Genomic DNA, 26,992 nt, shown 5'->3' with positions numbered 1-26,992 from the left:
GGCGCCCTTTAGGCTGGTCGGCATGCAAGCGATATCGCGTGAGCGCGTGCTCGCCTACCGGATCGCCGCCCAGGGCCTCGACCGGGCGCGGGCGCGTCCCGCCGTGCTCGGCATCGGCCTGCAGGACACCCCGTACGGCTCGGCGAGGCTGGCGCTGGCGGCCAGGACGGGTGTGGCCGAGCAGGAGCCCGAGGGCCTCGTCCTGGCGTGGAGCATGAGGGGCGCGCCGCATCTGCACCGGCCGGAGGACCTGCCGGGGCTGGCGGCGGAGCTGTGGCCGCTGAGCGACGCCGACGCCCGCACCCGCATCGTGAGCACGTCCATCAAGGAGGGCGCCAAGCTGGGCGTGGCGGCGTTCACGGCGGCGGCGCTCGCCTTCCGCCAGGTCGTGACCGGGCCGATGCCCAAGGGCGAGGTGAGCAAGGGCGTCAGCGCCCTGGTGCCCGCCGAGCTGACGTACTGGTGCAAGACCTGCGGCTCGCAGCACATCTCCGGCGCGCTGTTCCAGCAGGCCGGCCTGGCGGGCGGCGTCGGCGTGCGGCCCGTCGGCCAGGGCACCGAGCTCCACCCGCTGGAGCCCGCGTTCGACCTGCCAGGGAAGGCCGAGGGCACGACCGAGCTGCTGCTGGAGTACCTGCGTTCCAACGGCCCGGCCACACCCGCCGACGCCGCCGCCTTCCTCGGCACCGGTGTGAGCGCCCTGAGTCCCGCCTGGCCGGTCGACGGCCTGACCGAGATCGAGGTGGACGGGCGCAGGGCCTGGCTGCCCGACGACCGCGTCGACGCGCTGCTGAACGCGGAGCCCGCCACCGGCCTGGTGCGCCTGCTGCCGCCCTCCGACCTCTGGCTGCGCACGCGTGATCGCGACCTGCTGCTGCCCGACCGGTCGCTGCACAAGGCGGTGTGGCGGCCGATCGGCAGTCCGGGCGTGGTGCTGGCCGACGGCGAGGTCGCGGGGGTGTGGCGGGCCAAGGCTGCGGGCAGGAGGCTGACACTGGGCGTGACGCCGTTCGCGCCGATGCCCGCGCGTGTCGCCGAGGCCGTCGAGCGCGAGGCCGCGCTGATGGCCGGCGCACGCGGCCTGCGCGACCCGCAGGTGACCTACGACAGCTGAGACCGCTCTCAGCCGGGCGGGAACACCGATGCCGTCCCGAGCAGTTGATCCGATGGAACGTCGAGTGCAGGGAGCGTGGGCGCGTGAAGGCAGCCAGGAAAACGTTGATCACCGCCGGGCTCGCGGCAGCGGGCGCCGCGGCGGCGTTCGCGGCGTTGCGCAACATCCCGGCCGAGCTCGGCGGCCGTCCCTCGGCCGAGCGCGCGGAGCGCATGCGCAACTCGCCGCGTTACCGCGAGGGCTCCTTCCACAACGCCGTGCCCGCCTCGCTGGTCGAGCCGCAGGAGGGCGCGAGCGTGCTGCGCCAGATGCTCACCGACAAGGTCCAGCGCAAACCGGCGGGCCCGATCCCGCTGCGCGTCCCTCCCGCCGACACCCCGCCCGCCGACGGCGTGCGCGCGGTCTGGTACGGCCATGCCTCCACGCTGGTGGAGATCGAGGGCAGGCGGGTGCTGTTCGACCCGGTGTGGAGCAGGCGCGTCTCGCCTTCGCAGCTCGTCGGGCCCAAGCGCATCCATCCGCTGCCGGTGCCGCTGGACGGCCTGCCCAAGCTCGACGCCGTGGTCATCTCGCACGACCACTACGACCATCTCGACCTGGCCACCGTACGCAAGCTGACCAGGATCTCGGCCGCGCCGTTCCTGGTGCCGCTCGGCATCGGCGCGCATCTGGAGCGCTGGGGTGTGCCCGCCGCGCGCATCATCGAGCTGGACTGGGACGAGGACGCCACCGTCGCCGGGCTGCGTTTCACCGCGACCGCCGCACGCCACTTCTCGGGCCGCACACTGCGCCGCAACGACACACTGTGGGGCTCGTGGGTGGTGGCGGGCAGGCGGCGCAAGGTCTTCTACGCGGGCGACTCGGGGTATTTCGAGGGCTATGCGAAGATCGGCGCGACGCACGGGCCGTTCGACCTGACGCTGATGCCGATCGGCGCCTACAGCCCGAGCTGGCCCGACATCCACATGAACCCGGAGGAGGCGGTCACCGCCCATCTCGACCTGGGCGGGGAGCTGCTCATCCCGGTGCACTGGGCGACCTTCACCCTGGCCGCCCATCCGTGGGCCGAGCCCGTCGACAGGCTCGGGCACGCCGCCAGGACCCAGGGCGTGCGCATCGCCGTACCCAGGCCCGGTGAGCTCGTCGATCTGGCCCGCACGGGTGAAGAGGACCCGTGGTGGGAGCGCCTCACGTCCTGACCTGGTGTGACGCGCTATGATCTTGCCTGGCCCCCGCCGTCTCTGACGTTGGGGGCTTCGCTATGCGGGCAAGTGCCGGTACCAGGCTGCTGGCGGGCTGCGTGCTCGCCGCCGTACTCGCGGGATGCGGCGGGCCCCGCGCCACCGGCGTCCGTCCGGTGGCGGACGCCTCGCGCCCGGCCGCCACGACGCCGTCCCCCACCGTGACGCCCACCGCCTCCTCCACCCGCCGCCCGCCGCCCCAGCCGCGCGCCGTCGTGGTCAACGGCCGCGTGCAGCCGCCCGCCGTCTCGGTACGGCAGGCGGCGACCGGCCGCTACCTGCTGGTGCCCGGCGGGGCGCGCGCTCCGCGAGGGGCCAGGGGGCCGATCGTGCGCTACGCCGTCGAGGTCGAACGCGGGCTGCCGTTCGACGGGCGCGAGTTCGCCGCCGAGGTGCACCGTGTGCTCAACGACCGCAGGGGCTGGGGCATGCGCTTCGTCAGGGTGGCGAGCGGCTACGCGGCCGATCTCAAGGTCGCCCTGTCCAGCCCCTCCCTCACCGACGAGCAGTGCCTGCCGCTGAACACCGGCGGCGAGCTGTCATGCTGGAACGGCAGGCGCGCGGTGATCAACGCCATGCGCTGGGGCCGCGGCGTGCGCTCCTACCGGGGCGACCTGGCCGCCTACCGGGAGTACGTCGTGAGTCACGAGGTCGGGCACGGCCTCGGCCACTCCCACAGCTCATGCCCGGGCACCGGCCGCAGGGCGCCGGTGATGGCCCAGCAGACCAAGTCCCTGAACGGCTGCCGCCCCAACCCCTGGCCCTCGCCGTAACACTCCGCAGGCGACCGCGCCCCGAGCTTTGGCCCTCGCCGTAACAGTCCGCAGGCAACCGCACCCCAACCCCTGGCCCTCGCCGTAGCAGTCCATGAGCGGCTGCCGTCGCCTCGCCGCAACACAGGGAACCCCCGTGGCATCGCGCCACGGGGGTTCCTCTTCTTCATGCGTTCGTCACGCGCCCTCAGGAGAACCTGCGCAACCTCAGGCTGTTGCTCACCACGAACACGCTGGAGAACGCCATCGCGGCTCCGGCGATCATCGGGTTGAGCAGGCCGAGGGCTGCCAGCGGCAGTGCCGCCACGTTGTAGGCGAAGGCCCAGAACAGGTTGCTCTTGATCGTGCGCAGGGTACGGCGCGAGAGCCTGATCGCGTCGGCCGCCACCCGCAGGTCGCCGCGGACCAGGGTGAGGTCCGAGGCCTCGATCGCGGCGTCGGTGCCGGTGCCCATCGCCAGGCCCAGGTCGGCCTGGGCCAGCGCGGCGGCGTCGTTGACACCGTCGCCGACCATGGCGACCGTGCGGCCCTCGGCCTGCAGCCGCTTGACCACGTCGACCTTGTCGGCCGGCAGCACGTCGGCGATGACGTGCTCGGCGTCGATGCCCACCTCGGCGGCCACCGACCTGGCCACGGCCTCGTTGTCACCGGTGAGCAGCACCGGCGTCAGGCCGAGCCCGCGCAGCCGTTCGACGGCCTCCTTGCTGGTGGCCTTCACCGTGTCGGCGACGACGAGCACGGCCCTGGCCTGCCCGTCCCAGCCGACGGCGACGGCCGTGCGACCCGCCTCCTGCGCGGTGCGCAGGTTCTCCTGGAGTGCGGGCGGCAGGTGCTGCGACCATTCGGCCAGCAACTGCGGCCTGCCGACCAGGACGGCGTGCCCGTCGACGACGCCCTGCACCCCGAGTCCTTCGACGTTGGCGAAGTCCTCGACCGTGGCGGTCGAACCGGCCGCGCGTGCGATGGCCTGGGCGATCGGGTGCTCGGAGGCGTGCTCCAGGGCTCCGGCCAGGCGCAGCACCTCGGCGCGGTCCTGCCCTTCGGCCAGGTGCACCTCGGCCAGCGTCATCCGGCCCTCGGTCACGGTGCCGGTCTTGTCCAGCACGATGGTGTCGATCGAACGCGTCGACTCCAGCGCCTCCGGCCCCTTGATCAGGATGCCGAGCTGGGCGCCCCGGCCGGTGCCGACGAGCAGTGCGGTCGGCGTGGCCAGGCCCAGCGCGCAGGGGCAGGCGATGATGAGCACCGCGACCGCGGCGGTGAACGCGGCTCCCGCCCCGCCTCCCGTGCCCAGCCAGAAGCCGAGCGTGCCCACGGCCAGCGCGATGACGATCGGGACGAAGACTCCCGAGATGCGGTCGGCCAGCCGCTGCACCTGCGCCTTGCCGGTCTGCGCCTCCTCCACCAGCTTGGCCATCTGGGCGAGCTGGGTGTCGGCGCCGATCCTGGTGGCCCGGACGACCAGCCTGCCGCCCGCGTTGACGGTGGCGCCGGTGACGCCGTCGCCCGGCCTGACCTCGACCGGGACCGACTCGCCCGTCAGCATCGAGGCGTCGACGGCCGACGAGCCCTCCTGGACGACGCCGTCGGTGGCGATCTTCTCGCCCGGCCTGACGACGAACAGGTCGCCGACGGCCAGCCGGCCGGACGGGATGCGTGTCTCGACGCCGTCGCGCAGCACCGCCACGTCCTTGGCGCCGAGCTCCAGCAGGGCGCGCAGTGCGGCTCCGGCCGTGCGCTTGGACCTGGCCTCGAAGTAGCGGCCCGCCAGGATGAACAGCGTCACACCCGCCGCGGCCTCCAGGTAGATGTTGGCCGAGCCGTCACTCCTGGTCATCGTGAAGTCGAAGCCGTGCGTCATGCCGGGCGTGCCCGCCGTACCGAGGAACAGGGCCCACAGCGACCAGCCGAACGCGGCCAGGGTGCCGAGCGAGACCAGGGTGTCCATGGTGGCGGCGCCGTGGCGCAGGTTGGTCCAGGCGGCCTTGTGGAAGGGCCAGCCCGCGTAGACCACGACGGGCGCGGCCAGGGTCAGCGACAGCCACTGCCAGTAGGTGAACTGCAGCGGCGGGATCATCGCCATCGCGATGACCGGCACCGAGAGCACCAGCGCGGTGAGCAGCCTGGCCCGCAGCGGGGCGAGCTCGTCGTGCGGCTCCTGCTCGGCCGCGCCTTCGGGCCGCGGCGGCGCGGGCAGGGCCGCGGTGTAGCCCGCCGACTCGACCTGGGCGATGAGCTGCTGCGGGTCGACGCCTTCGGGGAAGGTGACCTTCGCCTTCTCCGTCGCGTAGTTGACGGTGGCGGTGACGCCTTCCAGCTTGTTGAGCTTGCGCTCGATGCGGTTGGCGCAGGACGCGCAGGTCATGCCACCGATCGAGAGCTCGACCGACCCGTTGGCCGTGGTCGTCATCTGCGTTCTCCTTTCAGTGGCGGTGTTCAGTGGCCGTGCGGCACGGCGTCGTGGCCCGAGGGCTGCGACGGCTGCGGGGCCGCGGCGCCCTCGGTGGCGGTGAGGGTGAAGTCGGCGGTGCGGACCTTCCCCTCGTGCTGGAAGTCGAGGAACAGCCGGTAGTCGCCCCTGCTCGGCACCTCGGCGCCGAACACGATGGCCGGGCCGGACGTGGTGCTGGCCGGGTGCACGTGCAGATAGGCGAGGTCACCGGCGCGCAACGCCACCAGGTGCCCGTAGGCGCCGAGGTAGGGCTCCAGGTCCGTGACCGGCCTGCCTCCCTTGCCGACCAGCAGCGTGAGCTCGCTGGAGCGCCCGGCCACCAGGTCGCCGCGCACGGAGACGGTGTATCCGTCGACCGTGGAGGTACGGCCTGCGGCGGGCAGCGGCTTGGCCCGGACGTCGCCGGGTGCGGTGAGGTCGGCGCCCAGGGTGAGCGCCTGGCCGCCTTCGGGCAGGAAGTCGGCGAAGGCCCGGTAGGCCCCCGCCTCCGGCAGGGTGAGCTCGACGCTCCAGACGCCGTCGGCGCCCTCCTGCGGGTGCAGGTGCTGGAAGCTGGTGAGGTCGCGGCTGACGACGATGAAGTGCAGCTTCTTGTCGTGCTGGACCTCGAACCTGGTGACCGGCTTGCCGTCGGGGCCGGTGATGGCGAACCTGAAGTCCGTGGCCTGGCCGGGGGTGAGCGTGGTGCTGACCGGGGTCAGGGTGTAGCCGTTCTGAGACACTTGGAGCCCTCCTGGGACCTGCTGCGCCGCCGCGGGCGCGATCTTCGTACGGTCAGGAGAGGCGGATGCGTTCGGGTGGGTGTCGTGCTGCGCGGGGGCGGGTGCGGGACCGGCGTCCGGCCCCGCCGCCGCGCCCGCGCCGAGGGCGCCGCCGAAGACGACGACGAGACCCAGGGCGTAGGCGCCGAGCTTGCCTGCTGTGTTCACGACCGACCGACCACTTCGTAGCCCGCCTCCTCGACGGCGGCCCTGACGTCGGCGTCGGCCAGCGGGGCCGCGCTCTCGACGGTGACCAGGCCGCTGGCGAGATCGACCTCGACGCCGGTGACCCCGGCGACGGATCCGACCTCCTCCTTGACGGAGGAGACACAGTGTCCGCAGGTCATACCCTTGACGGTGTAGGTCGAGGTGCTCATATGGGTGACTCCTTCTGGTGCGAGAGTTTCAGGATGCCTGGTTGTTCAGGAACGGACGAGGCGGGCGATGGCGTCGGACGCTTCCTTGATCTTGGCGTCGGCCTCCGGGCCGCCCTTGGCCGCGGCTTCGGCGACGCAGTGCGCGAGGTGCTCTTCCAGCAGGCCGAGCGCGAAGGACTGCAGGGCCCGGTTGGCCGCGGAGACCTGGGTGAGCACGTCGATGCAGTACTTGTCCTCTTCGACCATGCGCTGCAGCCCTCGGATCTGGCCTTCGACGCGGCGCAACCTGGTGAGCTGGTCCTGCTTGGTCCCGGCGTATCCGGCCATGTCGTCTCCTCCTCCGGCTGAGCGTTACATCCTACTGAACACCATACCCCCCTATGGTATTCCGGGAGGCGCTTTGCTACCCCTAGGGGGTATGAGAACGAGCTTAACATACCCCCCTGGGGTCTGTCGGCATCAGCGGGCCATCGCCACGTAGGCGGCGCGCAACTGCAGCAGATGGGCATGCGCCGCCTGCCTGGCCCCGGCCTCGTCGCCCGACTCCACGTGCGCGAGGATCGCGCGATGGTCGTGGTCCACCTCACGCCAGAAGCGCGCGGGCGCATCGGCGCGATGGAACCTCTCGTCCAGGACGTGGAAGATCGGCGCGGCCACGACCTCCAGCAGCGGATTGCCCGAGGCGCGCAGCAGGACGGCATGGAAGCGCTTGTTCGGCTCGTACATCTCCTCCGGCGCGGCCGGCTCGGGGTCGAACAGGGTGGCGCGCAGCTCCCGCAGGTCCTCCTCGGTGCGGCGCAGGGCGGCGAGCCCGGCGGCCGGGACCTCCAGCAGGTCGCGGAACTCCAGCAGCTGCCCGACGGCCGTCTCGGCGTCGACGGCGAGCAGGCCGAAGCTGGTCTGCAGATAGTCGCTGATCTGCTCGGGCCTCGGCACCACGACGAAGCTGCCTCCGGCCACTCCCCTGGTCGTACTGATCAGGCTCTGGCTGGCCAGCAGGCGCAACGCCTCGCGGACCGTGCTGCGGCTGACGCCGTAGCGGGCCGACAGAGCGGGCTCGACCGGCAGCCGGTCGCCGGGGCGGAACTCTCCGGCGACGATGCGCGTCCGCAGATCGGCGGCCAGGGCCTGGTAGGCCGGAGTGCTCATGCGGCCGATCGTACGGGAATCGTCAGACTTTCCATTGACGATCAGCAGCACAGAGGGACATTCTACAAAGGATCGGAAAGCCGTTTCTCCCAGTGGAACAAAGGGCCACGCCACGACACCTGTGCGCCCGCCCTGCCCCCGCGATACCGCAGGAATGATCCCTGAAGGAGCACTGATGCGCCCCCACGTCGAACTCATCGCCGAGAAGGACTACGTCTGGCACGGCGCCGAACTCATCGGCGGCGAAGGCCGGGCCAGCGAGCGCCGCCTGTCGGTCGACGAGGAGGACGGCTCCTCCTCCCTGCGGATCGACTTCCACACCGGCTGGGGCCGCGGCCCGGGAGTGCACCACGCCGACACCGAGTACTACGTCCTCGACGGCTCCATGACCTACGGCGGCAGGCGCATCGGCAAGGGCGGCTACCTCTACACCCCTCGCGGCGTGCCCGCCGAGGCCCTCACCTTCACCGAGGGCACCCGTATCCTGCACTACCGCGAGTACGGCGACGCGGGCTTCGACGCCGCAGCTGCCCGCTGGGCCGACGCCCGCGAGGAGGTCGTCGTCCTCGACACCGAGGCCATGCGCTGGGACGCCGTGCCCAACGCCGGGCCGATGCCGGGACTGTTCATCAAGTACCTGCACGTCGACCCGGTGACCGGCTTCTACACCCGTCTCGTGCACGCCCAGGAGGGCTGGGCCGACCACCGCCTGGCCCATCACCCCTGCTACGAGGAGGCCTACACGACGCAGGGCCACATGGAGTACAACTTCGGCACCCTCACCGAAGGCACGTACTTCTTCCGTCCGGCCCGGGTCAAGCACGGCCACTTCACCACGATGGAGGGCGGCGCCACCTGGCTGCTGCGCTCGGACGGCGAACTGCACAACTGGTACACCCAGCAGGAGTGGATCAGGTGGGGCGGCGAGGCGACCAACTACGGCCCCGGCGGCGGGCGCATGCGCTGGTCGCAGTCCTCGCACGACCTGGCCTCGGTCCCCACCTGGCGTACCGAGCGCGACCTGGCCGACCTGGCCGGGTCGCTCGCCCTGCAGCGCGCCCAGGGCGAGCCCGACGGCGACTACGTCCAGCACGGCCAGGGCGCCGACCCCGGCCTGCTGGCCATCGCCAAGGCCGTGGACGCCGCCCGGCTGCAGGGCGGCCACTCCGCCGACCATGAGCACGGCCACACCCACGACCACCCCCATCCCCCAGCGATGGACTGGGGCGCCGACCCTGCCGTGCTGGAGCACCCGGGCGAGCGCGGCGACGCCCATGCCCACAACCGGGGCAAAGGGCGCACCTGGCGGCAGGGCGAGCCCATCCCCGCCCCGGTCGTCTCCACCATGCCCGTCCGCAGCCGCTCGGCCGGCCGCTGGGACGGCGACGGCATGTAGAGCCCGGCCCGGCACGCGGCCCCACCCCCACCGACCCGCACGAATGCTGTTAGCGTATGCCGGGTGTCAGGGGTGGCCTGGCGGCGGTCGTGGTGGCGGGTTCACACGGAGGTCCCGGTGGCGGGCGTGGTGCGGAGATCTGGTGGAGGGGCGCTCGGATGAGGCCCGCCTCCACGGTGCTGGAGCGGTTTCGCAGTCCCACGCAGGTGATCGCGACCGGGTTCGGCGCCGCCGTGCTGATGGGCACCGCGTTGCTCGCGCTGCCGATCGCGACGTCGTCCGGCGAGTCCGCCGGGTGGATCACCGCCCTGTTCACCGCCACGTCGGCCGTGTGTGTGACCGGGCTGGTCGTGGTGGACACCGCCGGGCACTGGTCGGTGTTCGGCGAGGTGGTCATCGCGATGCTCGCCCAGGTCGGCGGGCTCGGCATCATGACGCTGGCGACCGTGTTCACCGTCCTGCTGTCGGGACGGCTCGGGCTGCGCGCCCGGCTGTTCGCCCAGACCGAGACCAAGTCGCTCAGCGCCTCCGACCTGCGGCGGGTCGTCCGCAACGTGGTGCTGTTCAGCCTCGCCTCCGAGGCGGTGATCGCGGTCATCCTGACGACCAGGTTCGTCGTCGGCTACGGCGAGCCGTTCGGCAGGGCGCTCTACCTGGGGGCCTTCCATGCGGTTTCGGCGTTCAACAACGCCGGGTTCTCGCTGTGGCCGGACAACCTCATGAGGTTCGTCGGCGACCCGTGGATCTGCCTGACGATCGCCACCGCGGTGATCGTCGGCGGGCTCGGCTTCCCGGTGATGTTCGAGCTGCGGCGCTCGTGGCGGCGGCCGCGCAAGTGGTCGCTGCTGACCAGGATCACACTCGGCGTGACCGGCGGGCTGCTGCTGATCGGCACGCTGGTGTTCCTGGCGACCGAGTGGCGCAACCCGGGCACGATGGGCTCGCTGTCCGACGGCGACAAGCTGCTGGCCAGCTTCTTCGCCTCGGCGATGACCCGATCGGGCGGCTTCAACACCGTCGACATCGGCCAGATGAACCCCTCCAGCTGGCTGGCCACCGACATCCTGATGTTCGTCGGCGGCGGCAGCGCCGGAACGGCGGGCGGGGTGAAGGTGACGACGTTCGGCCTGCTGCTGTTCATCGTGTGGGCGGAGTTGCGCGGCGAGAGCCGGGTCAACATCGGCCACCGCAGGCTGCCGGAGTCGACCCAGCGCCAGGCCATGTCGATCGGCATGCTGGGGGTGGCCCTGGTCGCCCTGTCGACCTACGCCATGCTGGTGCTGACGCCGCACAGCCTGGACCAGGTGCTGTTCGAGGTGATCTCGGCCTTCGGCACCAACGGCCTGTCGACGGGGATCACCGCCGACACGCCGATGGCCGCGCACGTGCTGCTCAGCGTGCTGATGTTCGTGGGCCGTATCGGCCCGCTGACCCTGGGCTCCGCGCTCGCCCTCAAGGAGCGCACCCGACGATACGAACTACCCGAGGAGCGAGTGATCATTGGCTGAGACGCGGAACGACCCCGTCGTGGTGATCGGGCTCGGCCGGTTCGGCAGCTCGCTCGCCCTGGAGCTGGTCAGGCGAGGCACCGAGGTGCTGGCCATCGACCACAGGCCGAAGGTGGTCCAGCACCTGTCCGGCCAGATCACCCAGATCGCCACCGCCGACGCCACCGACCTGGAGGCGCTGCGCCAGCTCGGCGTGCCCGACTTCTACCGTGCGGTCGTGGCCATCGGCGGCGACCTGGAGGCCAGCATCCTGACCTCCTCGCTGCTGGTCGAGCTGGAGATCAACGACATCTGGGCCAAGGCCGTCAGCCTCCAGCACGGCCAGATCCTCAGCCGGATCGGCGTGCAGCACGTCGTCTTCCCCGAGCACGACATGGGCGAGCGGGTGGCCCACCTGGTCAGCGGCAGGCTGCTGGACTACATGGAGGTCGACGAGAACTTCGCCCTGGTCAAGACCCGCCCGCCCAAGGAGTACGTCGGCGTGCCGCTCGGCCGCTCCAACCTGCGGCGCAAGTACGGCGTGACGATCGTGGCGGTCAAGAGCCCCGGCGAGGAGTTCACCTACGCCACGGCCGAGACCGAGCTGACCTACGGCGATGTGATCATCGTCTCGGGCGCCACCGAGCAGGTCGAACGTTTCGCCGAGCTGCCCTGAGCGCCGCCCTCAGTCCAGCAGCACGACGAGTTTGCCCGCCGCCCGGTCGTGTTCGAGGTCGTCGTGCGCCTGGCGGATGTCGTCGAGGCCGTAGACGGTGACGCGTCCGGCCGTGCGACGGCCTGCGGCGATGAGGTCCAGGTGCTCCTGGAGCACGGCGGCGGGCAGATCGGCGCTCTCGCCTCCGTATGCGCTGAGCCGTACCCCCTTGGGCAGGTAGCCGATCGGGTAGAAGTCGGGCACCAGCCACTGGTTGGACAGCATGCCGGTGAAGCAGACCGTGCCGTGCACACGGGTGGCGGCGAGGGTGTCGGGCAGGGTGGGCGTGCCGACGAGTTCGAGTGCGGCGTGCACGCCTTCGGGCAGGAGCGCGCGGACCTGGGCGGCGACCGCGCCGTCGTCGACGAGCGGGTGGTCGACGCCGTGCTCGGCCAGCAGGGCGAGGCGGTCGGCCCGGCGTGTGGTGGCGTAGACGGTGGCGCCCATGTCCTTGGCCAGGGTCGTGGCCAGCAGGCCGAGCGCCGAGGTGCCGCCCCTGATGAGCAGGCTCTGCCCGGCCGTGAGCCCGAGCCCGACGGTGAGCGAGCCGTAGGCGGTCTGCAGGGTCTCGGGCACCGCCCCGATCGTCTGCCAGGGCAGGCCGGAGACGAACGTGATGACCTGGGCGCGCGGCACGACGGTGTACTCGGCGTAGCCGCCGTCGAACGTGCGGCCCATGCCGCCCATCATGGTCACCACCTGGGTGCCGATCGGCAGCACGCCTTCGGGGTCGGCGTCGATCACGCCGGAGGCCTCGATGCCGGGCACGCGGGGGAAGGTCACGCCCTGGGCCAGGCCGAGTCGCGTGTGCAGCTCCGAACGGTTGAGGCCGAACGCCTTGACCCTGATCCGCACCTGGCCCGGCCCCGGCTCGGGCAGCGGCAGCCGCCTGATGTGCAGGTTGGTGACAGGTCCCGGTGCGTCGAGCACCACTGCTCTCATCCTCGCCCCCCGATCGCGCGCCAGGGGCCGCCCTAGTGGCGCGTCCCCCGGTGGCCGAGTCTGGCAGACAGGGCGTCGGTGCTCTCCAGCAGGGCGGCGGCGCACTGGTCGGCCTCGTCCTTGAAGCGCTCGGCCGGGCCGCACACGCTGACGACGGCGGCGGGCAGGCCGTCGTGGTCGAGCAGCGGCGCCGCGACGGAGGCCGCGCCCTGCTGCCGCTCGGCGAACGACATCGCATATCCCCTGCGCCTGATCAGGTCGAGCTCCGTGCGCAGCCGGGCGGGGTCGGCCACGGTCGCCGCGGTCAGCTCGCGCAGCGGCCCCGCCAGGTAGGCGTCGATCTCGTCGGGAGGCAGGAAGGCCAGGAAGGCCTTGGAGGAGGCGCCCGCGTGCAGCGGGTAGGGCACGCCGAGCTGCACGGTCATGATGACCTCCCGGCGCGGTGTGACCTGCTCCAGGTAGACACGGTTGTCGCCGGTGCGCACCGACAGCGTCGCCGTCTCCCCCGTCGCCCGCGACAGCGCCGCGAGGTACGGCGCCGCCATCGCCCGCACGTCGATCCGGTCGAGATAGGCCAGGCCGACGCGCATCGCGGTCAGCCCGAGCCGGTAGCGTCTGCTGTCCTCGTCGAGCTCGACCAGGCCCCGGCTGCGGAAGGAGGCGAGGATGCGGTGCACGGCGGCCTTGGACAGGCCCAGGCTCTCGGCGATCTCGGTGACGCCGAGCGTGGGCGAGGCGGACTCGGCGAAGAGCACGAGCACGTCGGCCGCGCGTTCGACGGTGGCGACGGTCTGGCTGCCGGTGCCGACCGGCGGGTCAGTCACGGCTGAACCCGGTGCGCACCGGTGGATCGGTGACGATCCTGGTGTCGAGGAACTCCCACCATTCGTCCTGCGACACGCGCTCGACCTCCCAGTCGTCGTCGTTCTTGAGCCCGGCGAGCGCCGTACGGTAGGCGCCCCAGGCCGCCTCGTCGTCGAAGGCGGCCCAGTTCTCCAGCGTGTAGACCTCGCCTATCACGCTGTAATACCACCTCACCTCGCGCACCATCGGCAGATCGCGGTAGAACCAGCGCTCCCTGTCCTCCAGCCAGGCCCAGAACTGCTTCATGTTCCGGCGTGAGCGCTCGGTGAGACGCATGCGGTAGACGAGGTAGATCATGGCTCATAGTCTGAAACAGCATTCCCCAAATTGGAACATGGAGGGACGTCTTGAACGAAGGAGCGCTCGGCGGCGTGGTCGTGCTCGACCTGGCCACCCTGTTCGCCGGCCCCCTGGCCGCCACCGTCCTGGGCGACTACGGAGCCGAGGTGATCAAGGTCGAGCACCCCAGGCACGGCGACCCCTCCCGCAAGCACGGCCACAGCAAGAACGGCGTCGGCCTGTGGTGGAAGCTGCTCGGCCGCAACAAGAAGACCGTGACCTGCGACCTGAGCACCGAGGACGGCGCCGAGCTGATCAGGGAGCTGGCCGCGCGCGCCGACGTGCTGATCGAGAACTTCAGGCCGGGCACGCTGGAGCGCTGGGGCCTGTCCCCCGAGTCGCTCCAGGAGGCCAATCCCCGCCTGATCGTCGCCCGGGTGACCGGTTTCGGGCAGTTCGGCCCCTACGCCAACCGGCCCGGCTTCGGCACGCTGGCCGAGGCGATGAGCGGATTCGCCGCGATCACCGGCGAGCCCGACGGCCCGCCGACCCTGCCGCCGTTCGGACTGGCCGACAGCATCGCGGCGCTGACGTGCGTCAACGCGGTGACGATGGCCCTGCTGCACCGGGCGAACTCGGGCCTCGGCCAGGTGATCGACCTGGCCATCATCGAGCCGATGCTGACCGTGCTCGGCCCGCAGCCGCTGTGGTGGGACCAGCTCGGCGTGCTGCAGGAGCGCACCGGCAACCGCAGTGTGAACAACGCCCCGCGCAACACCTACCTCACCAGGGACGGCCGCTGGCTGGCGGTCTCGACGTCCTCGCAGAACATCGCCGAGCGGGTGATGCGCCTGGTCGGCAGGCCCGAGGTGATCGACGAGCCCTGGTTCGCGGCCGGATCGAGCAGGGCGGAGCACGCCGCCCTGCTCGACGAGTACGTCGGCGGCTGGATCGCCGAGCGCGACGCCGCCGAGGTGATCGCCGCCTTCGAGCACGCCCAGGCCGCCGTCGCGCCGATCTACGACGTGCGCGACGTGTTCGACGACCCCCAGTACCAGGCGCTCGACTCCCTCACCACCGTCCAGGACGACGAGCTCGGGCCGATCCGCATGCAGAACGTGCTGTTCAGGATGTCGCTCACACCGGGCTCGATCCGCTGGGCCGGAGCGCCGATGGGCGCCCACAACGACGAGGTCTACGGCTCCCTGCTCGGCCTGACCCCCGACCGGCTGGCCGAACTGCGGGGCAAGGGCGTCATCTGAGCGCGGCCCGCTCCTGGAGGTAACGGCGTTCCGGCACACTGGTCGTGCGCCTGGCCGCCTCCGCGTAGGCCGCGCCCGCCGCCTCGCGCTCCCCCGCGAGCTCCAGCAGATGCCCGCGTACGGCATGCAGGCGGTGGTGGCCCGCCACCCGGTCGTCGCCGTCGAGGGCGGCCAGGACGTCGAGCCCGGCGCGGGGGCCGTGCACCATGGCCACGGCCACCGCCCGGTTCAGTGTGACCATGGGATTGCCGCCGACGCCCTCCAGCAGGTCGTACAGGGCCAGGATCTGCGGCCAGTCGGTCTCGGCCGCGCTGGGCGCCTCGTCGTGCACGGCGGCGATGGCAGCCTGGAGCTGGTAGGGGCCGAGCGGCGAGCCGGTCAGGGCGGCGGGGACGAGCTTGACGCCCTCCTCGATCCTGGCGGCGTCCCAGGTCGAGCGGTCCTGCTCGGCCAGTGGGACCAGCGAGCCGTCGCCCCGGGTGCGGGCGGGCGTGCGGGCGTCGGTGAGCAGCATGAGCGCCAGCAGCCCGCTCACCTCGCCGTCGCCGGGCAGCAGGCGGTGCAGCTCGCGGGTCAGCCTGACGGCCTCGGCGGTGAGCGCCGTCTCGTGCAGGCCGGGACCCGAGGTGGTGGTGTAGCCCTCGTTGAAGATCAGGTACAGCGTGTGCAGGACGACGCCGAGCCGTTCGCCGAGCTCGGCCTGCGGCGGCAGGGCGAAGGTGGCGCCCGCGTTCCTGATACTGCGCTTGGCCCTGCTGATGCGCTGGGCCATCGTCGCCTCCGGCACCAGGTAGGCGTGGGCGATCTGCGCGGTCGTCAGGCCGCCGACCGCCCGCAGGGTGAGCGCGACCTGCGACGAGGGCGACAGCGCCGGATGGCAGCACAGGTAGAGCAGGGTCAGCGTGTCGTCCTCGCCTGCGGCCTCCTCGTCCGGCGCGGGCGGCTCCATGGCCGCGGCCCGCTCCTCGCGCGAGCGCCTGGCCACCTCGCCGCGCACCTGGTCGGTGAGCCTGCGCCAGGCCACGGTGATCAGCCAGGCCCTCGGGTTGTCCGGCACGCCCTCCTGCGGCCACTGGGTCGCCGCCGCGAGCAGCGCCTCCTGCACGGCGTCCTCGCAGGCGTCGAACTGCCCGTGCCTGCGGGCCAGCACCCCCAGCACCTGCGGCGCGAGCCCCCGCGCCACCTCCTCGAATGCGCTCACCCGCGTGACGATACCAACGCCGCCGATCGGCGAGGCTCACACCTGCGGGATGCCGAGCGCGGGTGGCCGGGGCGGCGCGCGGCCAGGCGGGCCGCCGCGCCCGTCAGCGGCCGAGCACCCGTCTGGCCTGCCTGACGACGGCCTCGTCCACCATGCGCCCGGCCTCGTCGACCACCACACCCGTGCCCGCCGCCTCGAAGCGCTCGACGAGCGCCCTGGCCCGTGCCAGCTCGGCGGGCGAGGGCGTGAACACCTCGTTGACGACGGCCACCTGCGCCGGATGCACGCACGTGCGCCCCCGGAAGCCGAGCCGCCGCAGGGCGTGCGTCGTCTCGCGCAGGCGCTCCAGATCGCGGAAGTCGGTGCTGACCGGGCCGAGCGGCGGTTCGATCCGGGCCGCGGCCGAGGCCAGCACGACATGCGACCGCGCCCACAGCAGCTCGCGTTCGTCCGGGCCGCACTCCACGCCGAGATCGGCCTTCAGGTCGGCCTCGCCGAGCTGCAGCCTGACCACCCGGGGCGCCCGCGCGATCTCCTGGGCGGCCAGCACCGCCGCCGCGCTCTCCAGCAGCGGGCACACCGCGATCCACGGCGCGCCGGCGAGCACCTCGTCGACGGCGGCGAGCTCGGCCGCCGTCTCGGTCTTGGCGACGCACACGCCCGCGACGCCCGGCCGTGCGACCGCGCGCAGGTCCTCGTGCCCGAGCTCGCCGGGGTTCACCCGGACCCAGACGGCGGGCCCGGAGCCGTCGAGCGTGTCCAGCCAGGCGGCGACCGCCGCCCTGGCCGCGCGCTTGGCCGAGGGGTGCACGGCGTCCTCCAGGTCGACGATCAGCGCGTCGGCCCCTCTGCCGAGCGCCTTGGCCAGCATCTGCGGCCGGTCGCCCGGGACGTACAGGGCCGATCTCATCGCATCACCGCTCCGGCCGGCGTCGGCCTCACATCGGGCCCGTCTTGGCCTGGGGGAAGTAGTTCTTGTCCTGCGGTGCGTCACGCCGGTAGACCATGACGGTCCTGCGCCAGGACATGACCTCGTCGCCGTCCTGGTTGAGCCCGCGCGTGCGGCAGGTGACGATGCCCGCGTAGGGCCGCGAGCCGGACTCGCGCTTGGCCAGCACCTTGGACTCGGCGTAGACGGTGTCGCCGACGTACAGCGGATGGGTGAGCCTGATCTCGTCCCAGCCGAGGTTCATCAGCGCGGTCTGGCTGACGTCCATGACCGAGAGGCCGAGCACGATGGCCACCGAGAGGCCGGAGTTGACGATGACCTTGCCGACCGGGGCGCGGGCGGCGAAGTGGGCGTTGAAGTGGTTCTGGTTGGTGTTCATCGTCAGCAGGGTGAACCACGTGTTGTCGGCCTCGGAGATCGTACGGCCGAGCGCGTGCTGGTAGACGTCGCCGATCTCGAAGTCCTCGTAGTAGCGGCCGATCGCGGCCTCATGCAGCGTCACGCTCAGACACGCTAATCGTCTGACGTTTAGGGGGTCAATGGTTGCGTGGCCGGGCCCGCAGGACTAGGTTCCGGGATGGTTTGATCTTTCATCCCCCTTGTCTTTCATCCCCCTTGGAGAGCTTGATGGGTATTCGCGAGGACATGCCGCTGCTGGCCAGGCACGAGGGCGACTGGGAGGGCACCTATACCTATGTCACCCCCGACGGCACCGTCACCGACACCCATCGCTCGCTGGTGTCGTGCACGTTGCCGCCCGAGCACGACTACTACCAGGTGAACGTCTACACCTGGGCCGACGGCCGTACCGAGGAGCACCGCTTCCCCGGCGAGTACCTGGGCGGCGGGCGCTGCCGTTTCGACACCGACCGCATCAGGGGCGAGTTCTGGGAGATCGACGAGCGCACGATCTATCTGAACTGGATCTACAAGGAGGCCGGCACCGACATGCGCCTGTACGAGATGATCGTGCTGAGCGAGGACGGCAAGCACCGCAGCAGGACCTGGCAGTGGCTCAAGGACGGCGTCTGCTTCCAGCGCACCATCATCAACGAGACCCGCGTGTCCTGAGCGCCTGCCTACCAGGCGATGCCGAGCACCGTGCCCCGCAGCGAGAACAGCGGGGCGCTCGGCAGGCCGAGATCGGGCAGGTCCAGCGGCGCCCTCAGCCTGGGCGGCTCGATCGCGCCCAGCGCGGGCCCCAGGTCGACCCGCACGATCCGTGCGGCCGGTCCCGCGCCCGTGTCGCCCGTGTCGAACTCGGCCACCAGCAGCACGCGTCCCGAGGCGTCGACCGTGTAGGCCGTCGGCGCGACGCTCCGGTAGGCGTGGCCGAGCGCCCTTCCCCTGGTCCGCGCGTAGAGCAGCAGCCCCTCTCCCCTGTCGGCGTCGTGGGCGAGCACCCGGTCGCCGGTGACGAGCTGCGTGCCCGTCCAGCCGCGCGGCATGCGCAGGATCCGGTGCACCGCGCTCCTGAGCTCGCCCGCCGGCTTGGTGACGTCGAGCCCGACCACCTCAGGGCCGATGGCCGGGTTCCTGGTCATGGCGAAGGTCAGCGTGCCCTCGTCGAGCCAGCTCAGCCCCTGGCTGCCCTCCAGCGTGCTCCACTCACGGCCGTCCACGGTGCCGACGACCGCGCCGTCCACGCCTCCCGCCGCCAGGCTGTAGGCCACCTGCCCGTCGGGCGAGGCGGCCAGGCCGCTCACCCTGCCGTCGAGCTCGTCGCCGACCGGATCGCCGAGCACCGCGCCGCCGTCGGGGCCGACGGTGAACCTGAAGATCCGCGAACGACCATCGGCCGGGCCCGGCGACCCGGCCGCGGCCAGATAGTGACCGGGCTCGGCGTCACGGGCGACCGCCTGGTAGCCGGGCAGCCGGTCGTCGGCGACCGGCAGCCTGCCGCTCTGCCGTCCGGTGACGGTGTCGACGACGACCACGCCCTCCTCGGCCAGCAGGACGACGTGCCTGGGCGTGCCGTCGGCGTTGCGCGCCTGCTCGACGGCTCCCGTGGGCAGCAGCCGCAGCCCGGCGACCACCAGCGCGGGCCCGGCGAGCACGCACACGGCCACCACCAGGCCGCGCCTGCCCACCACCTTCGGCGCGCCGCTCCCGAGCCAGGCGGCGACCACGACGAGCAGGCCCGGCGTCACCACCAGCGCCAGCTGCGCCGCACTCGGCCCGGCGAACACCCGCTCGCACGTCATGCCCTGGGGAATCCGGTCCACATGGGCCAGCGCGTGCAGCGCCCCGTACTGCGTGAGCACGAGGGCGACGCCGAGTCCGGCCGCACGCCGGTGCGCTCCCGTGCGTACCGCCACCCAGGCCAGCGCCGCGAAGACGATCGGCGCCCCGAGCAGCGCGGTGTACAGCACGGGCTCGGCCACCTGCCGTAGCGCCGCCTCCCATCCGGCGGGCCGCGGCACGGGCTGGAACCCGAAGCAGCCGAACGAGCCGGACTCCCGCGGCGCCCACCCCCACCCGGCGACCACGACCAGCACCCCCCACACCAGCAGGGCGGCGCGCGAAGGCCGGGAGGGTAAAGGGTGCTGCGCCGGGATCATGATCGGCGATCCTGCCGAGCCGCGTTCGGGGTGTCAACCGACCGAGGTTGCCAACCATACCCCCTCTGGGTATAAATGTGATCTATGACCACGCACCACCATGAAACCCCCCACCACCACCCGCCCAAAGCCACCTGGAAGGCCGCCGCCTCCGCGACCCTGCACTGCCTCACCGGATGCGCCATCGGCGAGGTGCTCGGCATGGTGATCGGCACCGCGCTCGGGTTCGGCGACCTGTGGACGATCGTGCTCGCCGTGGCCCTGGCCTTCGTGTTCGGCTACGCCCTGACCCTGTACGGCGTGCGCAAGGCGGGACTCGGCTGGCGGCAGGCGATCAAGGTCGCACTGGCGGCCGACACCGTGTCGATCGCGGTGATGGAGATCGTCGACAACGGCGTCATGCTCGCCGTGCCCGGGGCGATGGACGCGGGGCTGGCCAGCTGGCTGTTCTGGGGCGCGTTGGCCTTCGCGCTGGTCGTGGCCTTCTTCGTCACCTGGCCGATCAACAAGTGGATCATCGGCAAGGGCAAGGGGCACGCGGTCGTGCACGCCTACCACCACTAGGCCCGTCTCCCGCCGGGGCAACTTTCCGATCATGAACTGGTCAGGCCCTGGCAGCGTCTCCCATCACGACGGCGGCGGCATCCGACACTGAACGCGGACGTATCCCCGCATGTGGTGCCGAGGAGAGCATGGAGTCGCTGCTGATCGTGCACGCCCTGGCCGCGGTGTGCGCGCCATGGCTGGCCCGGCGTTTCGGGCGCGGCGTCTTCGCCCTGCTGGCGCTCGCGCCCGGCGCGGGATTCGCCTACACGCTGTGGATCTCGCTCACCGGGCTGCCGGTCTCCTCACACCACGACTGGGCACCCGCCCTCGGGCTCGGACTGAGCCTGCGCGCCGATGTGCTCAGCGTGCTGATGATGTTCCTGGTCACCGGGGTCGGCGTGCTCGTCCTGGTGTACTGCGGCCGCTACTTCGACACCGGCGACGGCCGCTTCGGCGCCGTCATGGTGGCCTTCGCCGGTGTCATGCTCGGCCTGGTCGTCGCCGACGACCTGCTGCTGCTGTATGTGTTCTGGGAGCTGACCACGGTCTTCTCCTACCTGCTCATCGGCAACGACCCGGAGAGCAGGGCCAGCCGCAGGGCCGCCATGCAGGCGCTGACCGTCACCACGCTCGGCGGCCTGGCCATGCTGGCCGGGTTCGTCATCATCGGCGAGGCCGCGGGCACGTACCGGATCTCCGAGATCGCCGAGCGACCGCCGTCCGGCGGGCTGGTCCCGGTCGCGCTGGCGCTGGTGCTGGCCGGGGCGCTGTCGAAGTCGGCGATCTTCCCCTTCAGCGGCTGGCTGCCCGCCGCGATGGCCGCGCCGACGCCGGTCTCGGCCTACCTGCACGCCGCCGCCATGGTGAAGGCCGGGATCTACCTGCTGGCCAGGCTCTCGCCGCTCTTCGGCGACGTCACCGTCTGGCGTGCGCTGGCCGTACCTCTCGGGCTGCTCACCATGGTGATGGCCGGGTGGCGTGCGCTGCGCGAGGTGGACCTCAAGAAGCTGCTCGCCTACGGGACCGTGAGCCAACTCGGCTTCCTGACCGTGCTGTTCGGGGCCGGGACGCGTGACGCCGCGCTCGCCGGGGTGGCGATGCTGCCCGCGCACGCCCTGTTCAAGGCGTCGCTGTTCCTCGTGGTCGGCATCGTCGACCATGCCAGCGGCACCCGCGACCTGCGCGAGCTCAGCGGGCTGCGGCGCTCGGCGCCGTGGGTGTGCGCGACCGGCGTGCTGGCCGCCGCCTCGATGGCCGGCATCGTGCCGCTCATCGGGTTCGTGGCCAAGGAGGCGGCGTTCGAGGCGCTGCTGCACGACCCGGCGGTGCTGGCCGGGATCGCCGTCGGATCGGTGCTCACCGTCGGGTACTCGGTGCGCTTCGTCTGGGGCGCCTTCGCCGTCAAGCCCGGCCTGACGCCGACCCCGGTGCACCGCGCGCCCGCCGCCATGTTCGCACCCCCCGCCCTGCTGGCCGCGCTCGGCCTGCTGCTCGCCCCGCTCGCGAGCCGGTACGGCGCGGCGATGGCGCCCTACACCGACGCCTTCGCCGATCCCGGGCACGGCACGCACCTGGCCGTGTGGACCGGGGCGCCCGTGCCGCTGCTGCTGTCGGCGACCGCGATCGTCGGCGGCCTCGTGCTCTTCCTGGCCAGGGAGCCGGTCGCCAGGGCCGGGCTGTGGCTGCACCGCTACGACTCCGCCCAGGCGTACTGGTCGGTCGTGCGCGGGCTCGACTCGGCCGCGGTGCAGCTGACCGGCGTCTTCCAGCGCGGCTCGCTGCCCGACTACCTGGTCATCGCCATGGCCTGCATGGCCGCGATCGGCGCCTTCGCCATGATCTACGGCCCGCCCGCCGAGATCAACCTCACGCTGGTGCCGTGGACCGGCATCGCCCAGCCGATCGTCGGGGCGCTGATCCTGGCCGCCTCGGTGTTCGTCCTGGTCTGCCGTGCCTACATCCTGCTGGCCGTGGTGATCGGCATGGTCGGCTACGGCGTGGCGCTGCTGTTCTTCGCGCACGGCTCGCCCGATCTGGCGCTGACGCAGTTCCTGGCCGAGACGCTCAGCCTGGTGGTGTTCGCCCTGGTGCTGCGGCGGCTGCCGATCAAGCCGTTCCGTACCTCGGCCAGGCTGCCCTTCGCCTTCAGGGGCACGCTCGGCGCGATCGTCGGCGTGGTGGCAGCGGGGGCCGGGATGGTGGCGCTGAGCGCGCGCGACACCCAGCCCGTCGGCGAGCTCGCCCCCGTGGCGGCGCCGCAGGCCGGTGCGCACAACGTGGTCAGCGCGCTGCTGGTCGACATCAGGGCGTGGGACACGATGGGCGAGAGCTCGGTGCTGGTGGTGCTGGCGCTCGGCGTCACCAGCCTGGTGTTCCTGCGCCGCCGCAGCTACTCCCTCGATCGCGACGCGGGCGCCGCCGACGCGGGCGGCGGCGGGCACTGGCTGGCCGCCACCCTGCCGCAGGGCCAGCGCTCGGTGGCCTTCGAGATCGTGGCCAGGCTGCTGTTCCACTCGATCCTGCTGGTCTCCATCTATCTGCTGTTCACCGGGCACAGCGGCGTCGGCGGCGGGTTCGCCGGAGGCATCGTCGCCGGACTCGCCATCACCGTGCGCTACCTGGCGGGCGGCAGGTACGAACTGGCCAGGGCGGTCCCCGCCGACGCCGGTGTCCTGCTCGGCGTCGGCCTCACGCTGTCGACCTGCACGGCGCTGACCGGACTGGTGTTCGGCGACGCGGTGCTGACCATGCTGGCCGCCGATCTGAGCGTGCCACTGGTCGGGCACGTGCACCTGTCGACCGTGCTGCTGTTCGACCTCGGCGTGTACATCACCGTCATCGGCATGGTCCAGGACATCCTGCGCAGCCTCGGCGCCGAGCTGGACCGCCAGATCGACGAGGAGAGCGCCTCATGAGCCTGCCCGTGCTGCCGTTCGCGATCTCGGCCGTGCTCATCGCGGTCGGCGTGACGCTGATGCTGGAACGCAGCCTGCTGCGCGTGCTCGGCGGCGTGATCATGCTCGGCAACGGCGTGAACCTGCTCATCCTCACCGCGGGCGGCCCCGCCGGAGACCCGCCGATCCTGGGCCTGACCGAGCCGCGGGACATGGCCGACCCGCTGCCGCAGGCCATGGTGCTCACCTCGATCGTCATCACCCTCGGCATCACCGCGTTCCTGCTGGCCATGGTGCACCGTACCTGGCAGCTCACCGGCACCGACGAGGTCCAGGACGACACCGAGGACCGCAGGGTACGGCTGCGCGCCAGGCGCGGCGAGCTGAGCCTGGCCCTGGTCGAACGCCAGGAGGCCTACCGCCGCCTGCTGCGGGAGCAGCGCGCCGCCATGGAGGACCTGGACCGCGAACGCCTCGAACGCGAACGCCGCGAGGAGGCCGAGCTGGAGAGCCGCATCCTCGACGTGAACGCCGACCTTGGCCGCTGGATGCAGGCGCACAAGGACGACGGCCTGCCCGCCGAGGAGCTGATGAAGCGCTTCGAGGAGGCCAGGCGCCAGGAGGAGGCCTCCACCCAGGACAAGGAGGCCCGCGTGCACCAGCTCAGGGAGGACTACGCCCGCAGCCGCCGCGACCAGGCGGCCAGGGAGCGCGAGATGCGGCGCAGGCTGCGGGCCAGGTACCGGCAGGCGCGCCGCGAGATGCGCGCCGCGCTGCAGGCCGAACGCGAACGCCAGGCCCTCGCCCTCGACCCGGAACTGGAGGGCGACGACTGATGGAGACGCTGATCAGCGTGCCGGTGGTGCTGCCGCTGCTGGCCGCGGGGCTCAAGCTGGCGATCGGCGGGCGGCTGCGGCGGCTGCAGTCGCTCATCAGTGTGGCCACGCTGAGTGTGATGCTGGTGGTCTCGCTCCTGCTGCTGGTCGCGGCCGACACCGAGGGGCCCCAGGTCACCTCGGTCGGCTCCTGGCCCGCTCCGCTCGGCATCTGCCTGGTGGCCGACAGGCTCTCCACGCTCATGCTGGTCGTCTCGTCGGCCGTGACGCTCTGCGTGATGATCTACTCGGTGTCGAGCGCGTTCGCCGACCAGGAGCACGACGCGCCGATGGCCATCTTCCATCCGGCCTTCCTGGTGATGGTGGCGGGCGTGTCGGACGCGTTCCTCTCCGGTGATGTGTTCAACCTGTTCGTGGCGTTCGAGATGCTGCTGGGCGGGTCGTACGTGCTGCTGACGTTCGGCGGGACGCAGTCGCGGATCAGGGCGGGCGCCACGTACACGGTGATGGGGCTCGCCTCCTCGATGCTGTTCCTCATCGCGATGGCCGTCGCCTACGCCGCCACCGGGACGCTGAACATGGCGCAGCTGGCCGAGCGGTTCGCCGACCTGCCGACGCATATCAAGCTGCTGGTGGAGCTGACGCTGCTGCTGGTGTTCGCGATCAAGGCGGCGGCGTTCCCGCTGTCGGCGTGGTTGCCCGACTCCTATCCGACGGCTCCGGCGCCCGCGACGGCGGTGTTCGCGGGCCTGCTCACCAAGGTCGGCGTCTACTCGATCATCCGGCTCGAGGCCCTGCTGTTTCCCGGCGGGCCCGTCGCCCAGCTGCTCATGTGGGTGGCGCTGGCGACCATGCTGGTCGGGATCTTCGGCGCGGTCGCCCAGAGCGACATCAAACGCATGCTCTCCTTCACGCTGGTCAGCCATATCGGCTACATGGTGTTCGGGGTGGCGCTGTCCAGCGTGCAGGGCATGGCGGGCGCGGTGTTCTACGTGGCCCACCACATCACCGTGCAGACCAGCCTGTTCCTGGTCACCGGGCTGATCGAGCGCCGCACCGGGGACACCTCGGTCGAGCGGCTCGGCGGGCTGATGCGGCTGGCGCCGGTCATCTCGGTGCTGTTCTTCATCCCGGCGATGAACCTGTCCGGCATCCCGCCCATGTCGGGCTTCCTGGGCAAGCTCGCCCTGATCCAGGCGGGTGTGGCCGACGGCAGGCCGATCGCACTCGTCCTGGTCGCCGCCAGCCTCGCCACCAGCCTGCTCACGCTCTACGCGGTGGCCAAGACGTGGGGCAAGGCGTTCTGGCGCACGCCGCAGCCCGACGCGCCCGACCGGCCCGGCACGGTCGTGGAGAGCACCGAGGCGACCGGCGCCGACGCCGTCGTCACCACGACCACGATGCCCGCCGCGCTGATCGGCTCGACGGCGGCGCTGGTGGTGCTCGGCCTGTCGTTCACCGTACTGGCGGGGCCGTTGTCAGGACTGGCCGAGCGTACGGCGGGCGAGCTGCTCGCGCGCTCGCCCTACATCTCGGCCGTGCTGGGGGAGGCGCCGTGAGCGTGTCGGACGAGGAGAGCAGGCTGGCGCCCAGGGTGCTGGGGCGGCACGTGCCGCTGCCGCTGGTGGGCTGGCTGACGCTGATGTGGGTGCTGCTGTGGGGCGAGCTGAGCTTCGCCAACGTGCTCGGCGGGCTGGTCGCAGCCGTCGTCATCACGTGGCTGCTGCCGCTGCCCGTCGTCGATCCCGGTATCCGGGTGCACCCGGTGGCGCTGGTGGCGTTCCTGCTGTGGTTCGGCCGGGACATGGTGCTGTCGACCGTACGGGTGGTGATGTGGGTGCTGCACCCCGGGCCGCCGCCGGTCGAACTCGTGCGGGTACGGCTGCGCACGTCGTCGGAGCCGATGACGATGATCATCATGGTGGCGTTGTCGTCGGTGCCGGGCAGCCTGGTCGTGGAGGCCTACGTGGTGGACAGGGAGCTGGTGCTGCACGTGCTCGGGCTAAGGGGCGACGTCCCCGCGGCCGTACAGGAGGACGTCACCCGGCTCGAGGAGCGCGTCGTCGCCGCGTTCGGCACGCGCGCCGACCGAGGGGAGCTGGCCGGATGAACGTCGTGTTCGTCATCGCCCTGGCACTGATCGGAGCGGCGGGCGCGGCCACGCTGTTCCGGATCGTGCGCGGGCCGCGGATGCTGGACCGGGCGGTGGCCGTCGATGTGATGACGGCGCTGGCCATGTGCGGGCTCGGGGCGGCGGCCATCGCCGACGACGACTACACCGTGCTGCCCGACCTGCTGGTGCTGTCGCTGCTGGGCTTCGTCGGGTCGGTGTCGCTGGCCAGGTTCTTCTCCGGCGGTTCGCGGTGAGCCCGCTGGACGTGGCCGCGGCGTGCTGCCTGCTGCTCGGCTCCGGTCTGGCGTTCGCGGCGGGCATCGGCCTGGTGCGTTTCCCGACCGTGCTCGACCGCATGCACGCCGGGACCAAGCCGCAGGTCGTGGGCGTCCTGCTGGTCCTGCTGGCGATGTGGCTGCACCGGCCCACGTGGGCGACGGCCGGGCCGTTGCTGCTGGTCGGGGTCGCCCAGGTGGTCACCGTTTCGGTGGCGGCCTACATCACGGCCAGATCGGCCTATCTCTCACCCGAGGAGCCCTCGGTCGAAGGAGACGACGAATCATGATCGCATCGAGTCTGGCCCTGGCCGTGGCGCTGACCCTGGCGCCGCCGGACGTGGCGGCCCTGACCCTGGAGTCGGCCAACGCCGCCCGTGCGCAGTACGGCGCCTCCGCCCTGACCTGGAGCTCGGCGCTGGCCGGGCCGACACGCGAGCAGGTGGCCGGGTGCGCCTTCCGCGCCTCCGACTCCGGAGGGCGTTACGGGGAGACCCTGTTCGCCGTGTCGGGCTCGCCGCCGGTCGAGGAGGCGATCGGTTCGGCGTTCGAGGCGTGGATGGGGCAGGCGGCCGACTACGACTACGGGCGGCCCGGGTACTCCGAGTCGACCAGCGGCTTCACCCAGGTGGTGTGGAAGGCCAGCACCCGGGTCGCCCTGGCCGTCGGCCGCTGCCCGGCGGGCACCGTGCTGCCGATGGCCGCCACCTTCGTCGTGGCGAGGTACACACCGGCCGGGAACGTCGAGGGGCGCTTCCGGCAGAACGTGGGCCGTCCCGAATCCCCGTTGCACGACAAGTGATGC

Annotated in this window: 28 protein-coding genes; 16 read left to right on the top strand and 12 right to left on the bottom strand. The window is 71.9% G+C overall.

Annotated elements, in window-relative coordinates; genetic code table 11:
- Window positions 1-22: 22 nt before the first annotated feature.
- The 3 genes from ACTWNK_RS20355 (at window position 23) to ACTWNK_RS20345 (ending at window position 3,128) form a co-directional block, all read left to right on the top strand.
- Entirely contained in the window at window positions 23-1,114 is a 1,092-nt protein-coding gene (locus ACTWNK_RS20355; protein ID WP_474305957.1) for a winged helix DNA-binding domain-containing protein, read from the top strand.
- A gap of 83 nt (window positions 1,115-1,197) precedes the next feature.
- Window positions 1,198-2,313, top strand: coding sequence for an MBL fold metallo-hydrolase (locus tag ACTWNK_RS20350; protein WP_474305956.1), 1,116 nt, complete (start codon window positions 1,198-1,200; stop codon window positions 2,311-2,313).
- A gap of 62 nt (window positions 2,314-2,375) precedes the next feature.
- On the top strand, window positions 2,376-3,128 hold the full coding sequence (locus tag ACTWNK_RS20345; protein WP_474305955.1) for a DUF3152 domain-containing protein: 753 nt from the start codon (window positions 2,376-2,378) through the stop codon (window positions 3,126-3,128).
- Window positions 3,129-3,315: 187 nt separating this feature from the next.
- Here the strand turns inward: ACTWNK_RS20345 and ACTWNK_RS20340 are convergent, their stop codons facing one another.
- The 5 genes from ACTWNK_RS20340 to ACTWNK_RS20320 form a co-directional block, all read right to left on the bottom strand.
- Window positions 3,316-5,538, bottom strand: a complete 2,223-nt coding sequence (locus ACTWNK_RS20340) for a heavy metal translocating P-type ATPase (protein WP_474305954.1) — start codon at window positions 5,536-5,538, stop codon at window positions 3,316-3,318.
- Window positions 5,539-5,564: 26 nt separating this feature from the next.
- Window positions 5,565-6,509 (bottom strand): hypothetical protein, encoded by a 945-nt coding sequence (locus tag ACTWNK_RS20335; protein WP_474305952.1) that lies wholly within the window; start codon window positions 6,507-6,509, stop codon window positions 5,565-5,567.
- Window positions 6,506-6,718: a heavy-metal-associated domain-containing protein gene (locus tag ACTWNK_RS20330; RefSeq protein ID WP_474305951.1), complete on the bottom strand. Its 213-nt coding sequence runs from the start codon at window positions 6,716-6,718 to the stop codon at window positions 6,506-6,508. The genes ACTWNK_RS20335 and ACTWNK_RS20330 overlap by 4 nt, the downstream gene beginning before the upstream one ends.
- Before the next feature lie 45 nt (window positions 6,719-6,763).
- The gene (locus ACTWNK_RS20325) at window positions 6,764-7,045 is read right to left on the bottom strand and encodes a metal-sensitive transcriptional regulator (protein WP_474305950.1); all 282 of its coding nucleotides are present in this window, start codon (window positions 7,043-7,045) and stop codon (window positions 6,764-6,766) included.
- A 132-nt stretch (window positions 7,046-7,177) separates the two neighbouring features.
- The gene (locus tag ACTWNK_RS20320) at window positions 7,178-7,867 is read right to left on the bottom strand and encodes a FadR/GntR family transcriptional regulator (protein ID WP_474305949.1); all 690 of its coding nucleotides are present in this window, start codon (window positions 7,865-7,867) and stop codon (window positions 7,178-7,180) included.
- A gap of 175 nt (window positions 7,868-8,042) precedes the next feature.
- Between ACTWNK_RS20320 and ACTWNK_RS20315 the strand changes: the two genes are divergently transcribed.
- The 3 genes from ACTWNK_RS20315 (at window position 8,043) to ACTWNK_RS20305 (ending at window position 11,426) form a co-directional block, all read left to right on the top strand.
- A complete protein-coding gene (locus ACTWNK_RS20315; RefSeq protein ID WP_474305948.1) occupies window positions 8,043-9,263 on the top strand; it encodes a DUF4437 domain-containing protein in 1,221 nt (406 codons plus the stop codon).
- Between the two features lie 158 nt (window positions 9,264-9,421).
- A complete protein-coding gene (locus ACTWNK_RS20310; protein WP_474305947.1) occupies window positions 9,422-10,771 on the top strand; it encodes a TrkH family potassium uptake protein in 1,350 nt (449 codons plus the stop codon).
- Window positions 10,764-11,426: a potassium channel family protein gene (locus ACTWNK_RS20305; protein WP_474305946.1), complete on the top strand. Its 663-nt coding sequence runs from the start codon at window positions 10,764-10,766 to the stop codon at window positions 11,424-11,426. The genes ACTWNK_RS20310 and ACTWNK_RS20305 overlap by 8 nt, the downstream gene beginning before the upstream one ends.
- A 9-nt stretch (window positions 11,427-11,435) precedes the next feature.
- Here ACTWNK_RS20305 and ACTWNK_RS20300 read toward each other — a convergent pair whose 3' ends face one another.
- Genes ACTWNK_RS20300 through ACTWNK_RS20290 form a run of 3 tightly spaced genes read right to left on the bottom strand, consistent with a single transcriptional unit; the run spans window position 11,436 to window position 13,568 of the window.
- On the bottom strand, window positions 11,436-12,407 hold the full coding sequence (locus ACTWNK_RS20300) for a zinc-binding dehydrogenase (RefSeq protein WP_474305945.1): 972 nt from the start codon (window positions 12,405-12,407) through the stop codon (window positions 11,436-11,438).
- Between the two features lie 32 nt (window positions 12,408-12,439).
- Window positions 12,440-13,231 (bottom strand): IclR family transcriptional regulator, encoded by a 792-nt coding sequence (locus tag ACTWNK_RS20295; RefSeq protein WP_474305944.1) that lies wholly within the window; start codon window positions 13,229-13,231, stop codon window positions 12,440-12,442.
- Complete coding sequence (locus ACTWNK_RS20290; RefSeq protein ID WP_474305943.1) at window positions 13,224-13,568, bottom strand: hypothetical protein; 345 nt, start codon at window positions 13,566-13,568, stop codon at window positions 13,224-13,226. Before ACTWNK_RS20290 ends, ACTWNK_RS20295 begins: the two co-directional genes overlap by 8 nt.
- Window positions 13,569-13,618: 50 nt before the next feature.
- On the opposite strand from ACTWNK_RS20290, the gene ACTWNK_RS20285 reads away from it, so the two are divergent.
- Window positions 13,619-14,812, top strand: a complete 1,194-nt coding sequence (locus tag ACTWNK_RS20285; protein WP_474305942.1) for a CaiB/BaiF CoA transferase family protein — start codon at window positions 13,619-13,621, stop codon at window positions 14,810-14,812.
- Here the strand turns inward: ACTWNK_RS20285 and ACTWNK_RS20280 are convergent.
- The 3 genes from ACTWNK_RS20280 to ACTWNK_RS20270 form a co-directional block, all read right to left on the bottom strand.
- Window positions 14,805-16,013, bottom strand: a complete 1,209-nt coding sequence (locus ACTWNK_RS20280; RefSeq protein ID WP_474305941.1) for an RNA polymerase sigma factor — start codon at window positions 16,011-16,013, stop codon at window positions 14,805-14,807. The genes ACTWNK_RS20285 and ACTWNK_RS20280 overlap by 8 nt on opposite strands.
- A gap of 103 nt (window positions 16,014-16,116) precedes the next feature.
- Complete coding sequence (locus ACTWNK_RS20275; protein WP_474305940.1) at window positions 16,117-16,923, bottom strand: HpcH/HpaI aldolase/citrate lyase family protein; 807 nt, start codon at window positions 16,921-16,923, stop codon at window positions 16,117-16,119.
- 28 nt (window positions 16,924-16,951) lie between these two features.
- Complete coding sequence (locus ACTWNK_RS20270; protein ID WP_474305939.1) at window positions 16,952-17,464, bottom strand: MaoC family dehydratase; 513 nt, start codon at window positions 17,462-17,464, stop codon at window positions 16,952-16,954.
- A 125-nt stretch (window positions 17,465-17,589) separates the two neighbouring features.
- Between ACTWNK_RS20270 and ACTWNK_RS20265 the strand changes: the two genes are divergently transcribed.
- Window positions 17,590-18,033: a DUF3598 family protein gene (locus ACTWNK_RS20265; protein WP_474305938.1), complete on the top strand. Its 444-nt coding sequence runs from the start codon at window positions 17,590-17,592 to the stop codon at window positions 18,031-18,033.
- Window positions 18,034-18,041: 8 nt separating this feature from the next.
- Here the strand turns inward: ACTWNK_RS20265 and ACTWNK_RS20260 are convergent, their stop codons facing one another.
- On the bottom strand, window positions 18,042-19,523 hold the full coding sequence (locus ACTWNK_RS20260; protein ID WP_474305937.1) for a hypothetical protein: 1,482 nt from the start codon (window positions 19,521-19,523) through the stop codon (window positions 18,042-18,044).
- 84 nt (window positions 19,524-19,607) lie between these two features.
- On the opposite strand from ACTWNK_RS20260, the gene ACTWNK_RS20255 reads away from it, so the two are divergent.
- From ACTWNK_RS20255 to ACTWNK_RS20220, 8 genes are all read left to right on the top strand, one after another.
- Complete coding sequence (locus ACTWNK_RS20255) at window positions 19,608-20,087, top strand: DUF4396 domain-containing protein (RefSeq protein ID WP_474305936.1); 480 nt, start codon at window positions 19,608-19,610, stop codon at window positions 20,085-20,087.
- A gap of 128 nt (window positions 20,088-20,215) precedes the next feature.
- On the top strand, window positions 20,216-22,984 hold the full coding sequence (locus ACTWNK_RS20250) for a Na+/H+ antiporter subunit A (protein WP_474305935.1): 2,769 nt from the start codon (window positions 20,216-20,218) through the stop codon (window positions 22,982-22,984).
- On the top strand, window positions 22,981-23,799 hold the full coding sequence (locus ACTWNK_RS20245; protein WP_474305934.1) for a Na(+)/H(+) antiporter subunit C: 819 nt from the start codon (window positions 22,981-22,983) through the stop codon (window positions 23,797-23,799). The genes ACTWNK_RS20250 and ACTWNK_RS20245 overlap by 4 nt, the downstream gene beginning before the upstream one ends.
- Window positions 23,799-25,358, top strand: a complete 1,560-nt coding sequence (locus ACTWNK_RS20240; protein ID WP_474305933.1) for a Na+/H+ antiporter subunit D — start codon at window positions 23,799-23,801, stop codon at window positions 25,356-25,358. Before ACTWNK_RS20245 ends, ACTWNK_RS20240 begins: the two co-directional genes overlap by 1 nt.
- A complete protein-coding gene (locus tag ACTWNK_RS20235; protein WP_474305932.1) occupies window positions 25,355-25,909 on the top strand; it encodes a Na+/H+ antiporter subunit E in 555 nt (184 codons plus the stop codon). Before ACTWNK_RS20240 ends, ACTWNK_RS20235 begins: the two co-directional genes overlap by 4 nt.
- Window positions 25,906-26,166 carry a monovalent cation/H+ antiporter complex subunit F gene (locus tag ACTWNK_RS20230; protein WP_474305931.1) on the top strand — a complete coding sequence of 87 codons (261 nt, stop codon included), beginning with the start codon at window positions 25,906-25,908 and terminating at the stop codon, window positions 26,164-26,166. The genes ACTWNK_RS20235 and ACTWNK_RS20230 overlap by 4 nt, the downstream gene beginning before the upstream one ends.
- Complete coding sequence (gene mnhG / locus ACTWNK_RS20225) at window positions 26,163-26,477, top strand: monovalent cation/H(+) antiporter subunit G (RefSeq protein WP_474305930.1); 315 nt, start codon at window positions 26,163-26,165, stop codon at window positions 26,475-26,477. The genes ACTWNK_RS20230 and mnhG overlap by 4 nt, the downstream gene beginning before the upstream one ends.
- Entirely contained in the window at window positions 26,474-26,989 is a 516-nt protein-coding gene (locus ACTWNK_RS20220; RefSeq protein WP_474305929.1) for a CAP domain-containing protein, read from the top strand. The genes mnhG and ACTWNK_RS20220 overlap by 4 nt, the downstream gene beginning before the upstream one ends.
- Window positions 26,990-26,992 lie beyond the last annotated feature (3 nt).

The sequence above is a fragment of the Nonomuraea sp. IBHARD001 genome, assembly GCF_056106265.1.
This window is presented reverse-complemented; position numbering and strand designations above follow the sequence as displayed.

Excerpts from the sequence above, each read along its gene's own strand:
- ACTWNK_RS20355 (WP_474305957.1), top strand. The coding sequence starts at position 23 with ATGCAAGCGATATCGCGTGAGCGCGTGCTCGCCTACCGGATCGCCGCC.
- ACTWNK_RS20345 (WP_474305955.1), top strand. The coding sequence starts at position 2,376 with ATGCGGGCAAGTGCCGGTACCAGGCTGCTGGCGGGCTGCGTGCTCGCC.
- ACTWNK_RS20340 (WP_474305954.1), bottom strand. The coding sequence starts at position 5,538 with ATGACGACCACGGCCAACGGGTCGGTCGAGCTCTCGATCGGTGGCATG.
- ACTWNK_RS20330 (WP_474305951.1), bottom strand. The coding sequence starts at position 6,718 with ATGAGCACCTCGACCTACACCGTCAAGGGTATGACCTGCGGACACTGT.
- ACTWNK_RS20325 (WP_474305950.1), bottom strand. The coding sequence starts at position 7,045 with ATGGCCGGATACGCCGGGACCAAGCAGGACCAGCTCACCAGGTTGCGC.
- ACTWNK_RS20320 (WP_474305949.1), bottom strand. The coding sequence starts at position 7,867 with ATGAGCACTCCGGCCTACCAGGCCCTGGCCGCCGATCTGCGGACGCGC.
- ACTWNK_RS20315 (WP_474305948.1), top strand. The coding sequence starts at position 8,043 with ATGCGCCCCCACGTCGAACTCATCGCCGAGAAGGACTACGTCTGGCAC.
- ACTWNK_RS20310 (WP_474305947.1), top strand. The coding sequence starts at position 9,422 with ATGAGGCCCGCCTCCACGGTGCTGGAGCGGTTTCGCAGTCCCACGCAG.
- ACTWNK_RS20300 (WP_474305945.1), bottom strand. The coding sequence starts at position 12,407 with ATGAGAGCAGTGGTGCTCGACGCACCGGGACCTGTCACCAACCTGCAC.
- ACTWNK_RS20290 (WP_474305943.1), bottom strand. The coding sequence starts at position 13,568 with ATGATCTACCTCGTCTACCGCATGCGTCTCACCGAGCGCTCACGCCGG.
- ACTWNK_RS20275 (WP_474305940.1), bottom strand. The coding sequence starts at position 16,923 with ATGAGATCGGCCCTGTACGTCCCGGGCGACCGGCCGCAGATGCTGGCC.
- ACTWNK_RS20265 (WP_474305938.1), top strand. The coding sequence starts at position 17,590 with ATGGGTATTCGCGAGGACATGCCGCTGCTGGCCAGGCACGAGGGCGAC.
- ACTWNK_RS20260 (WP_474305937.1), bottom strand. The coding sequence starts at position 19,523 with ATGATCCCGGCGCAGCACCCTTTACCCTCCCGGCCTTCGCGCGCCGCC.
- ACTWNK_RS20255 (WP_474305936.1), top strand. The coding sequence starts at position 19,608 with ATGACCACGCACCACCATGAAACCCCCCACCACCACCCGCCCAAAGCC.
- ACTWNK_RS20250 (WP_474305935.1), top strand. The coding sequence starts at position 20,216 with ATGGAGTCGCTGCTGATCGTGCACGCCCTGGCCGCGGTGTGCGCGCCA.
- ACTWNK_RS20245 (WP_474305934.1), top strand. The coding sequence starts at position 22,981 with ATGAGCCTGCCCGTGCTGCCGTTCGCGATCTCGGCCGTGCTCATCGCG.
- ACTWNK_RS20240 (WP_474305933.1), top strand. The coding sequence starts at position 23,799 with ATGGAGACGCTGATCAGCGTGCCGGTGGTGCTGCCGCTGCTGGCCGCG.
- ACTWNK_RS20230 (WP_474305931.1), top strand. The coding sequence starts at position 25,906 with ATGAACGTCGTGTTCGTCATCGCCCTGGCACTGATCGGAGCGGCGGGC.
- ACTWNK_RS20220 (WP_474305929.1), top strand. The coding sequence starts at position 26,474 with ATGATCGCATCGAGTCTGGCCCTGGCCGTGGCGCTGACCCTGGCGCCG.